The sequence below is a fragment of the Alteromonas sp. KS69 genome, assembly GCF_003989595.1.
In the GTDB taxonomy this organism is placed as follows: domain Bacteria; phylum Pseudomonadota; class Gammaproteobacteria; order Enterobacterales; family Alteromonadaceae; genus Alteromonas; species Alteromonas naphthalenivorans.
In genome coordinates this window covers 76,167-87,701 of the sequence record NZ_PYHU01000036.1, presented here as the reverse complement: position 1 = coordinate 87,701, position 11,535 = coordinate 76,167, and the positions used below count along the sequence as shown (strand labels likewise).

7 protein-coding genes and 1 rRNA gene are annotated in these 11,535 nt (G+C 42.4%); 3 read left to right on the top strand and 5 right to left on the bottom strand.

The genetic code is table 11. The features are described 5' to 3' along the window. Window positions 1-184 (bottom strand): 16S ribosomal RNA (locus C7Y69_RS16995); the annotation flags it as partial. 635 nt (window positions 185-819) lie between these two features. Further along, the gene (gene pssA / locus C7Y69_RS16990; protein ID WP_126873481.1) at window positions 820-1,647 is read right to left on the bottom strand and encodes a CDP-diacylglycerol--serine O-phosphatidyltransferase; all 828 of its coding nucleotides are present in this window, start codon (window positions 1,645-1,647) and stop codon (window positions 820-822) included. A gap of 308 nt (window positions 1,648-1,955) precedes the next feature. On the opposite strand from pssA, the gene xdp1 (C7Y69_RS16985) reads away from it, so the two are divergent. From xdp1 (C7Y69_RS16985) to prsT, 3 genes are all read left to right on the top strand, one after another. Next, entirely contained in the window at window positions 1,956-2,894 is a 939-nt protein-coding gene (gene xdp1 / locus C7Y69_RS16985; RefSeq protein WP_126873479.1) for an exosortase-dependent surface protein XDP1, read from the top strand. Window positions 2,895-3,048: 154 nt separating this feature from the next. Next, window positions 3,049-3,903, top strand: coding sequence for an exosortase-dependent surface protein XDP1 (gene xdp1 / locus C7Y69_RS16980; protein WP_126873478.1), 855 nt, complete (start codon window positions 3,049-3,051; stop codon window positions 3,901-3,903). Between the two features lie 104 nt (window positions 3,904-4,007). Then, entirely contained in the window at window positions 4,008-6,821 is a 2,814-nt protein-coding gene (prsT, locus tag C7Y69_RS16975; RefSeq protein WP_126873476.1) for an XrtA/PEP-CTERM system TPR-repeat protein PrsT, read from the top strand. A gap of 103 nt (window positions 6,822-6,924) precedes the next feature. On the opposite strand, the gene clpB is transcribed toward prsT, so the two are convergent. The 3 genes from clpB to rluD all read right to left on the bottom strand — a co-directional run bounded on the left by clpB (window position 6,925) and on the right by rluD (window position 11,377). Next, the gene (clpB, locus tag C7Y69_RS16970; RefSeq protein ID WP_126873474.1) at window positions 6,925-9,501 is read right to left on the bottom strand and encodes an ATP-dependent chaperone ClpB; all 2,577 of its coding nucleotides are present in this window, start codon (window positions 9,499-9,501) and stop codon (window positions 6,925-6,927) included. Window positions 9,502-9,600: 99 nt separating this feature from the next. Further along, on the bottom strand, window positions 9,601-10,335 hold the full coding sequence (gene pgeF, locus C7Y69_RS16965) for a peptidoglycan editing factor PgeF (protein WP_126873472.1): 735 nt from the start codon (window positions 10,333-10,335) through the stop codon (window positions 9,601-9,603). Window positions 10,336-10,393: 58 nt separating this feature from the next. Further along, window positions 10,394-11,377 carry a 23S rRNA pseudouridine(1911/1915/1917) synthase RluD gene (rluD, locus tag C7Y69_RS16960; protein ID WP_013783383.1) on the bottom strand — a complete coding sequence of 328 codons (984 nt, stop codon included), beginning with the start codon at window positions 11,375-11,377 and terminating at the stop codon, window positions 10,394-10,396. Between the last annotated feature and the right edge of the window lie 158 nt (window positions 11,378-11,535).

The window sequence follows — 11,535 nt, the reverse complement described above, 5'->3', positions numbered from 1 at the left end:
GACATTATGCGGTATTAGCAGTCGTTTCCAACTGTTATCCCCCTCGCAAAGGCAAGTTCCCAAGCATTACTCACCCGTCCGCCACTCGACATCATCTAGCAAGCTAGACATGTTTCCGTTCGACTTGCATGTGTTAGGCCTGCCGCCAGCGTTCAATCTGAGCCATGATCAAACTCTTCAATTAAATATATCGAATATGAATCGTCGTTGTGTGACACTCTTAATGAGTACCCACACAGATTGTCTTGTTATAAATTGTTAAAGAACTATCGTGCAAAAATCATAATGCGAAGCATTCTGTTTTTGCGCAAGGAGGACTAACACTACATATAGTTGCTTAGACTTCCTCACCTCACCCGAACGGCCATTGCCTTTTCGATGAGCGCTTCTCTTCGAAGCGGATGCGCATTCTACGCGTTTCGTTTTCAGTGTCAACGTTTTTCGTAAATTTCTTTTCGAACCGTTGTTAACTCCAAAGAGTTAATGAAAACTGCTTTTCCAGTGTTGTTACCAACTCCTTAAAGCGAGGCGCGCATTCTACGCGCTTCGGTTTTCATGTCAACACTTTCAGAAAATTAATTTCAAAAGCATTTCCTTGTAAACCTTGCCAGTACTACCTTTCAGGTTGTAGTGACTTGCTTTGTCAGTGTAAGTTATTTCACTTTCCTGTCGAAGCGGATGCGCATTCTAGAGATTTCTGAGGCAAGGTCAACCTCTTTTTGATAATTCATAAAAAAAGCGACCTAGAAGGTCGCTTTTTAGTCGTTTGGTATATTAATACAACTAACTCATCACTATTAATGACTGAGAGGCGTGTTTTTACACTTTATTAGACGACTCTTTGTCTTGCTGCCCTTCGCTACTATCGACAGTATCGGTCGCACTATTAGCATCAAAGTCTGCATCTTCTTCTTGCTCACCTACTACGTCGTTCAATGTAACTTTATCGACGGTTCTAAATGTATTGATTGGGCCAGCAAGCGCGTAAAGAGAAAACACAATAAAGAGTACCAAAGCAGGCTCTGTTGCTACCACCACAAATATAAGTAGCACAATAAGCAGCCCTACGAAAGGAACCTTCCCATGCCAATTCAATTCTTTGAATGAATTGTATTTGAAGTTACTCACCATTAGTAGGCCAGCGAAACCAGTGACTAACGCCACTACAATTCCGTAGTCTGTACCTACAGCATCATATTCAACGCCTACCCAGACTAAGCCAGCAACTACTGCTGCTGCTGCTGGGCTAGCCAAGCCTTGAAAGAAGCGTTTATCGGCAATACCAACTTGCGTATTAAATCGCGCTAAACGTAGGGCAGCACCTGCCACATAAACAAAGGCAGCTAACCAACCGAACTTACCGAGCTCAGTTAAGCCCCAGTTGTATGCCACTAACGCCGGCGCCATACCAAATGACACCATATCGGCCATTGAGTCATATTCAGCACCAAAATCGCTTTGCGTATTCGTCATACGCGCAACCCGGCCATCTAATCCATCAAAAACCATAGCAACAAATATAGCTACCGCTGCTGCTTCAAATCTTCCTGTCATTGAAGACACTACTGCAAAAAAGCCTGAAAATAGACCCGCAGTGGTTAATAGATTGGGAAGAAGATAAATCCCTTTTCGCTTTTGTTCAGACATAAGTCCTCATACTTCTATATGTAATGCAGCAATTATTTCATAGATATTGTTTAACGCCTAGCAAAGTAAATTCTACGTATGCGTTATCTATAAGTAATAGTGTGCGACTTGGTTTAAGTTTACATGCGCAAACTTATCTAATAACTAGGTATACGCCCACATACCTTTTTTAGCTCACCGTTCAGTTATCATACAAATCCATGTTGAAACTAGCGATACCTTTTACGCCGCCTTAAAAGTTGTACTTCTGCTCAGTAAGAAGAGGTATTCGCGCCCAAGCCCAATTAGGGTTTATAAGGAACACCGCCATGCGCAGTTTATTTAAAAAAGTAGTACTACCATCGCTACTCTTATTCTCATCAACCACAGCAATCTTCGTTGCTGGCAATGCGCAAGCTACCTATCACAACAACCACAATTATTCTTATTGCGGTAGCGGTAGTTCTAATAGTAGTAGCAACCAAAACTCATCCTGTAATTCTGCGTTGGGTGAGCATACTTATGATTTAGTAGAAGACGGGGTCTATCAAAGTACAAATGCCAACGACTCAAATATCAGCATAGATGGTGTCAGTATATCACTTGCCGCCTTTTCTGATACTCAGGGTGTTTACAACGAAACCGTAGTAGGTGCAGATTTAGAGAAAATATCTAATCAATGGGCCTATGGTGTTACCAACAACGACGAAGCAATTTACAGCGGTAACTCTGATCACGCCATAGATAACCTGAATTACAATTATCAAGGTAGTAACGCTGCGTACAGAAGCGGGACAACCAATGTTGAGAGAGACTACGACTTCGTACTTCTTTCTTTCGACCAAGCTGTAACCTTAACCGGTGCAAGTTTCTCTTGGCTATATGACAGTAACGACAGTCAAATATCTGTTGCAGCATTAGGAAACACTTCAACGCTGACTTCCGGGGTTAATACTTGGAGCGATATAGTTGCAGATGCATTGACGTCAGCATCTTTTGATATAGAGAACTGTGAAACGCTAGATCACCGCGCCGACTTTACCTTTACTGAATCTTCTCAGTATTGGCTTGTTGGCGCTTATAATACCGTTTTCGGTAACATAGGCGGGTATGTAGGTAACGATGCATTCAAACTTGCTAACATAGGTTTTTCCAAAACTGAGACACAAGCGCCCCCCGCCCCTACAGAAGTTACTGAGCCAGGTACGCTAGGACTGCTTATGGCATGTTCATTATTTGTGATGTGGCGCCGTAAGAAAAGCATTTAAAGTTATTAGACTTTAGATCACTGACAAGTGGTTGTACCTGTCAGCTTTTTTTACTACCATAAAAACAACATCATTAAATTATAAAAAAATCAACGACATAACAAATGGCACAGTAAATGCTTACTAACTATTATTATGGTAAATATTAGTGGTAATGAAACATATGAAAGGCTTAACAAGTTTTGCGTTTAGCGTAGCTGTATTATTGACCGGAAACGTTCTGGCTGATGATAGTCTCAGTGAAGCAACCTATTCTCTTTCTGAAAATGGAATTACTCAAACTTTAACTCCATCTGCCTCACATGGTTCTGTGATCAACATTGATGGAACAGATGTTTATGTCGGTATTACAGCATGGTCGGACACAGGGAACTTAAGCAGTTCTTCGTCTGAAGATACAAAATTAGACCAAGGCGACATCAAAGGCTGGAGCGAATACGGCAACGTCGGTTATGGCATCTTGAATGACGATTATTCGTGGGGTGGAGATAGTCATTCGGCTGATAATTACAATGATAAAGGTAAAGATGATTTCGATATGTTTTTACTGAGTTTTAGTGAAGACGTGACTCTTCAGGGATCATCATTTTCTTGGGTAAATGGAAATAATGGAACCAAAGAGGTGACTGTTGCGGGGTTAAGTGACATTAATTCGTTTAGCGATAGCGTAGAGTCAACATGGGCTAGTGTTTCAAGTTCTATTGTTGCGGGTACACTAGGTCACTTTGGTATAGGCAGTAGAGATAGTTCAACAAAATTGTATGAATCTAAATTTACGACGTTAACGAATTCTGCAAAATACTGGTTAGTCGGTGCATATAATACTGTTTTTGATGATAGTTCAAGCACTTATCACGGAGTAGGCTTTAAGCTTTCTTCTCTTGACCTAGCGATTCAAAAATCTACAACACCACCGCCGGCTCCAACACCAGTTAGCGAGCCAGGTGCATTAGCGCTGATGAGTATAGGTCTTGGTCTTCTTGCTTACCGCCGTAAGCGTCGCGTTTAATTGTTTTAAAACGCAGAGAAAACACGTATCTTTATAAGGTGGCTTAGGCCACCTTTTTTTATGCTATTTTTAAGCTTGTAGCTGGGTAATATTTTAAGGTAATTATGGATTTGGTTAATAATAAGAAAGGTTTTTTCAAGCAAGCCCTTGTCTCGGCTATCGCAACCTCATTTTTTGCATTCAATAGTTTCGCAACAACTTCTGAAGATTATGAAAAAGCACTCTCAGCTTTTAACGAGACGGCTTACGATGAAGCCTATATACACCTAAAAAACAGCTTACAAAAAGATCCCGAAAACCTTGCTGCAAAAATGTTGATGGGTGAAATTTTACTTATTAACGGTTATTTAAACGCAGCTGAATTGGAATTTGTAGAAGCGCTAGAAATGGGCGCCGATATAAATTTATTGGCTGAGTTACTGGGTAATACCTGGCTGTTCATGAACAAGTATCAAAGCATCGTCGATTTCACCGATGTGGACAAGTTATCTGGTGACGCTGAGCGGGAATGGTTACTGATAAGAGCTACCGCGTGCATTCGACTAGAAGATAATGAATGTGCGCTAAAAGATTACAATACGATTGTGGCCTCTTCACCTAATTTTGTGCCGGCGATAAACGGGCTAGCCTCTATTGCTTTGCAAAACGAAGAATTAGTTGAAGCCAACCAACTAATACAGAACGCTATTTCCATCGAGCCAGAAAACGCTATTTCGTGGAGATTAAAAGGACAATTAGCTTACCGCCAGGGCGATAAAGATGCCGCAACCGCTAATTTACAACAAGCGCTTACCTTTAATCGAAACGATCCTATTGCACTTCGTAATTTAGTTGATTTGTATTTGGAAGCCAAAGACTACGATACCGCAAAGTTGTTTGTTGATGAAATTATTGAAGATACACCAAACGATCCTTTAGCTATACTGTTGAATAGCTGGTTGCAAAGTAGAGACAATAAAGAGGCCATTGATAATAAAAAGCTAAAAGAGCTAAACGACTTTATGGCTCAGCTCGATCCAGAGTTAATTACCTCTCAACCTATGCTGCTTTATATCAGTGGTTTAACTAACTTTTTCAATAACAACATGGAAACGGCAGCTAAAGATTTTTCCTCTTATCTGCAAAAAGAGCCCGAAGATTTGCAAGCAGTACTGATGCTCAGTCAAGTTTATATGGCTACTCAGCAAGACAAGCAAGCACTGCTACTTCTAGAACGCTATCAAGAACCTTTAATGGAAAATCCCGACTCTGCACTTATGTTGGGTGATCTTTTCATTCGTCAAAAAAAGGCATTTAAAGCTGAACGACTGCTTCGAAATTTAGAAGAAAAGTATCCTGATGAAGGAAAACTTCAACTATTCAAAATTAAGTTGATGGCGGCTAGAGGTAAACAAGAGCAAGCCTTATCTATCCTTCAAGAGAACCTGCCAAAATACACACAAAATGCAGGTTTCCTTTTTACTTATGCGTTAATGAATTTGCAAGCAGAGCGTTTTGAACCAGCCCTTGAAGGGGCTAACTTGCTAAACAAGCTGTTCCCTGATGAAGCCGAGGTTTATAATTTAAAAGCCGGTATTCTTATTAGGCAGGGGCAACTAGAAGCGGCAAAAGAAAATATCGAAAAAGCACTTGAGCAAAACCCCACCCTCTTTCCTGCAAAGTTTAATTTAGCAGCTACAGAAAGTCGTTTGGGTAATGTTGATGAATCAAACGCGCTGGTAGAAGAGTTACTTATCCTATCGCCAAAGCACAGTGAAACCCTAATGTTGAAAGCGTTCAACATGACTAAACAGGGCTATGTAGAACCCGCGAAACAGATTTATCTCGATATACTTACTTTAGACCCATCGAATGTGGGTTCAAGAGAAAGACTGTCATTCTTGTATCAACAACAAGGCGATACAAAAAACGCGTTGTATCATTTAGATTTACTGTTAAAGGATAACTTCGATAACGCAGAGTACTTACTGAGAAAAGCATCGCTACTCATAAACTCAAAGCAGCGTGCTGAAGCAGAAAAGACGCTCAATATTGTTCGCAACTTTATTAATGACAACCCAAGAGATTTAGTAACGTATTCCGATTTGATACGCTCGCTAGGCAATAATGACCTATCGCTCCACGCGATGGAGCGGGCATATAATATTTCGCCAGAGAATAGCTTTATTTCTTTACGGTACGCCAGCTTACTGCTCGACTTACAAAACAACAATAAAGCTAAATCACTGTTAAATGGCATGCCAAAAGCAAAAGAGCAAAGTCCAATTTATTGGTATTTGATTGGCCGTTTAGAAGCTAATTTGAACAAAGACAAGGCAGCAGTCGATGCTTACCTCAAGGCTCTGGATGTTAATCCAAGCTTTTCTCAAGCTTTCGTTGCCATTTACAATTACGCGTTGAATGAAGAGTTTGTAGATACCTTTCTATCTAAATCTAGAGAACTGATAGCAGAAAATGACGCTAATTTGTTAGCGAAAAACTTATTAGCGCAATATTTGTTTTTCATTCGCGATTTTGAAGAATCTACAGCGCTATACAAAGAGTTAGTCGAGAACCCCAATACACTTAATCCAGCTGAGGCTTACAACCGTTTGGCTATTATGGCCGTTGAGGACTCATTAGAAACAGCCCATGCATACGCTAATACAGCCTTCGAATTGCAGCCTAATTCAGCCAAGATACTTGATACGTTTGGTTATTTAAAAGCATTGCGAGGGGAATATGAAACCAGCCTCAAACTATTACGCGACGCCTTTGCCCGTGATGCCAATGATCCTAACATTCGCTATCACTTGGGTTATACATTGGCTAAGTTAGGCAGAATTGAAGAAGCAAAAGAAGAATTAACCTTTGCGGTAAATGTGAAACGACCTTTCTTTAAACGTCCTGAAGCACAAAGCCTGCTTGATAGTCTTTAGCTACGCTCGTTACCTTTTCTCACGTATAAAAAAGCCACACTATCTATCAAGATGTGTGGCTTTGTTTTATCTACACAGTCACTACTGCGGCATAGCTAATCAATCACTGGTTTGAAATCACTAGCTTTTCGTTATCCACATCTATTCTGATAACAGAATCTGGCACCAAATCACCAGAAAGTAACTTTTGTGCTAGCGGGTTTTCTATATGAACTTGAATTGCCCGTTTGAGTGGCCGAGCACCATATACTGGGTCGAAGCCGGCATCAGCAAGTTTATCCATAGCGGCGCCCGATAAATTAAGCTTATAGCCTTTTTCTACTAACCTAGCACGTAGAGCTGCCAGTTGAATTTTGGCAATAGATTTAATTTCATCTTTGCCGAGTGGGTGGAATACCACAATGTCGTCAACTCGGTTGATAAACTCAGGGCGGAAATGTTGCCCTACCACCGACATCACTGACGCTTTCATTTCTTCGTACTGACTTTCTTCATGTTGATTTTGAATAATGTCAGAACCTAAGTTGGACGTCATGATCACCACAGTATTTTTAAAATCTACAGTGCGGCCATGTCCATCGGTCAAACGGCCGTCGTCTAGCACTTGTAGCAAGATATTAAAGACATCAGGATGCGCCTTTTCAACTTCGTCGAGCAAAATAACAGAGTAAGGCTTTCTACGAACCGCTTCGGTTAAATAGCCGCCTTCTTCATATCCAACATAACCAGGGGGCGCCCCAACTAATCGAGCAACAGAGTGACGCTCCATAAATTCCGACATATCAATACGCACCATGGCGTCTTCGGTGTCGAACATGAAACCGGCTAGTGCTTTACATAATTCAGTTTTACCAACCCCTGTTGGGCCTAAAAATAAGAATGAACCGATAGGACGGTTAGGATCCGCAAGACCAGCTCGAGAACGTCTGATTGCATTAGATACAGCCTCAACCGCTTCCCCCTGCCCTACTACACGTTTGTGTAAAACATCTTCCATCTTAAGTAATTTATCACGCTCGCCTTCTAGCATTTTAGCGACAGGTATACCTGTCCAGCGAGACAATACATCGGCAATTTCAACATCGGTGACTTTGTTTTTAACTAGCTTCGTTTCTCGGGTTTCATTTTCAGATGCCCGCTCTAGCTTCGCTTCTAACTCAGGAATTCTGCCGTACTGAAGCTCAGACATACGATTTAAATCAGATGCTCTGCGCGCAATCTCTAAATCGAGCTTCGCTTGTTCAAGTGCCGACTTAATAGTTTGGGTGCCTTGCATAGCCTCCTTTTCATCAAGCCACACTTTTTCAAAGTCATTGTATTTTACTTCCGCCTGCTCTCGCTCCAGCTCAATCATTTCTAGTCGTTTATGGCTGGCGTCATCAGTCTCTTTCGCAAGCGCTTGCTCTTCCAGTTTCAATTGAATAATACGGCGCTCTAATCTGTCCATATCTTCAGGTTTTGAATCTATTTGAATACGAATACTTGATGCTGCTTCGTCAATCAAATCGATAGCTTTATCGGGTAGTTGCCTATCACTGATATAACGGTGCGACAACGTAGCTGCGGCTACAATCGCGGGGTCGGTAATATCTACTGAATGGTGAAGTTCATATCGTTCTTTCAACCCCCGCAAGATAGCAATGGTGTCTTCTACGCTGGGTTCATCTACCACTACCTTTTGGAACCTGCGTTCAAGAGCGGCATCTTTTTCAATATATTGGCGGTATTCATCAAGGGTTGTGGCGCCCACACAGTGCAATTCACCTCGGGCTAGCGCGGGTTTTAACATATTCCCCGCATCCATAGCACCGTCGCCTTTGCCGGCACCAACCATGGTGTGTAATTCGTCGACGAACAAAATAACGCGGCCTTCTTCTTTAGCCAATTCATTGAGTACCGCTTTAAGTCGCTCTTCAAATTCTCCGCGATATTTTGCGCCTGCCACCAGTGCTCCCATATCAAGAGAAAGTACACGCTTATTCTTGAGCCCTTCTGGTACTTCACCGTTAATAATTCGCTGCGCTAAGCCTTCAACAATCGCGGTTTTACCGACTCCAGGCTCACCGATTAACACGGGATTATTCTTGGTTCTACGTTGCAAAACTTGCACTGCACGACGAATTTCGTCATCACGACCAATAACGGGGTCGAGTTTGCCTTGTTCTGCGCGTTCAGTTAAATCGGTCGTAAATTTTTCCAGTGCTTGACGTACGTCTTCGGCATTAGGATCGTTTACGGTTTGCCCGCCACGCATAGAATCAATGGCATTTTCAACGTTATCTTTGGTAATGTTAAGCTGCTTTAGAATTTCGCCTAACCGGCCATTGTCTTGAATAGCGGCAAGTACGAAAATTTCAGAGGTAATATATTCATCTTTACGCTGCTGAGCGATTTTGTCGCACAGGTTAAGCAATATGCCACTTTGTTTACTTAGCTGTACATCACCGCCAATGCCATCAACACTAGCAATGCGGTCAACCGCTTCACTTAACGCCGAGCGTAGTGCATTCACATTTACATTTGCTTGGTCAAGTACGGGTCGTACCGAACCACCTTGCTGATTTAGCAAAGCCGTCATTAAATGTACAGGTTCGATGTATTGATGGTCGCGCCCAAGCGCTAAAGATTGAGCATCCGAAATGGCAAGTTGGAACTTATTGGTGAATCTGTCTAATCGCATAGCTAAACCCTAATAATGTCAAAATACCCTATACATTAGTTATGGGAGCTTATTGAATGAGATTCAAGAGAAACGATTAAAGTTTCGTAAACCTTTGATTTAGCGCAAACCTATTACACTTACCATTCTACCGGTAGATGGCTTGCCTTGATGCGTGGCCCTGCGGTGGGAGTAAAACTGTTTTTCATTGCAGTAGGTGCAAAGCTGACTATTAATGACGGTACCCACATTGAGCGATGCTAGCTGCTGGGCTGCAATGGCGGGTAAATCCAATTGAAACTTAGTGGGAGTATCACCTTGGCATAATGCTGACGGATAATCTGCGAAGCGTTGTGCTAATGCTGAATCTACTTCATAGCATTGTTGACAAATAGCGGGTCCAATCCAAGCCATTAACTCTGAAGCTTGGCTTGAAAAGTGGTTTACTGTGCGTCTAATAATTTCAGACTCAAGCCCTTTCCACCCAGCATGCACGGCGGCTACTTCCTTACCCGCATTATCACAAATAAGAATAGGTACGCAGTCAGCGGTCATTACCGCACAAAAATGCGTAGTACTTGTGGTATAAGCTGCATCGCCTTCTGTCTCGCTAGAAGGCAACGTAACAACATGGTTACCATGAACTTGGTTTAACCACGTAATAGCATTGGCATAGGGCAAACCTGCACGATTTAATGCCACGGCTTTTGTGTCATCACCCACATGGTCACCAACATTGCACTGGGCATACTCACCGCGACTGGCACCTGGGTTATCGTGGTCACAGCCACTACCGTCACGGGTAGTGGTGTAAGCAACCACGTTATTAGGGCTATTCCATTGAGGCGTTATCATACCGAGTTCCGTTGCACAGCAACCATTATTCGTGATTCAGACATACCAGTTACACTGACTAAATCATATCCTCAGGATTTTCTTTAGAGTCTAAGCGTACCGCCGCTAATAAGTCTTGCATATCTTGCGGCAGTGGCGCTTGCCATGTCATCCATTCTTCCGTTTCTGGATGATATAAAGAAAGCTGAGCTGCGTGTAAAGCCTGACGCTGGAAACCCCGTAAGGTGTTAACAAAGTCATCAGATGCACCTTTGGGTAAGCGAGGTCTTCCACTGTAGGTAGGGTCGCCTAGTAACGGATGCTTAATGTGGGCCATATGCACACGAATTTGGTGGGTCCTGCCTGTTTCCAGCTTTAAGCGCAAATGCGTATAAGCACGAAACTTCTCAATGACACGAAAGTGAGTTACTGCAGGTTTACCATTTTCACGCACGGCCATATGTGTACGCTTAGTTGCATGGCGACCAATAGGCTCATCCACCACACCACCCGCTACCATAGTGCCCATTGCAACGGCTTCATACTCTCGGCTCATCACCCGCGTTTGAAGCTGGTCTACTAGGTGGGTTTGCGCTGGTAATGTTTTCGCTACTACCATCAAGCCAGTTGTGTCTTTATCTAAACGATGCACTATACCGGCCCGCGGCACTTTATCGATGTCTGGAACATGATTAAGCAATGCGTTTAGCACGGTGCCACTTGGATTGCCCGCACCAGGATGAACCACTAAGTCAGCAGATTTGTTAATGACTAAAATATGTTCATCTTCATAAACAATATCCAATGCAATATCTTGCGCTTGGCTCGTGACCTGAATTTCTATTTCAGCGCTAACAGTCACCACCTCATCCATTTGCATTTTATGGCGTGGTACTGTGATAACCTGTCCATCAACGGACACATTTCCGCCTTGGATCCAAGTTTTTAGCTTAGAACGTGAATATTCAGGGAACAAATCAGCTAAAACCTGATCTAACCGAAGACCAAAGTGCTCAGCCCCTGTGGTTGCTTCTAATTGTAATGTGTTGTCCGACTCTGTCATAACACCGATTATTAAGTGTAAAAAGGGTATTATAACAAGCTTTCAATCGGTACACTGCGTTGTTTACGAATTTGTATGGTTTTTATCATCGCGAGTACGTTAGAATAAGTGAACATGAGCTTAGACAGCGAAGTAATCAATACTGTTTAGCAGGAAAA

What these genes read in the sequence shown, in the direction of transcription:
- pssA (WP_126873481.1), bottom strand. Translation starts at nt 1,647, where the DNA reads ATGTCTGAACAAAAGCGAAAAGGGATTTATCTTCTTCCCAATCTATTA.
- xdp1 (WP_126873479.1), top strand. Translation starts at nt 1,956, where the DNA reads ATGCGCAGTTTATTTAAAAAAGTAGTACTACCATCGCTACTCTTATTC.
- xdp1 (WP_126873478.1), top strand. Translation starts at nt 3,049, where the DNA reads ATGAAACATATGAAAGGCTTAACAAGTTTTGCGTTTAGCGTAGCTGTA.
- prsT (WP_126873476.1), top strand. Translation starts at nt 4,008, where the DNA reads ATGGATTTGGTTAATAATAAGAAAGGTTTTTTCAAGCAAGCCCTTGTC.
- clpB (WP_126873474.1), bottom strand. Translation starts at nt 9,501, where the DNA reads ATGCGATTAGACAGATTCACCAATAAGTTCCAACTTGCCATTTCGGAT.
- pgeF (WP_126873472.1), bottom strand. Translation starts at nt 10,335, where the DNA reads ATGATAACGCCTCAATGGAATAGCCCTAATAACGTGGTTGCTTACACC.
- rluD (WP_013783383.1), bottom strand. Translation starts at nt 11,377, where the DNA reads ATGACAGAGTCGGACAACACATTACAATTAGAAGCAACCACAGGGGCT.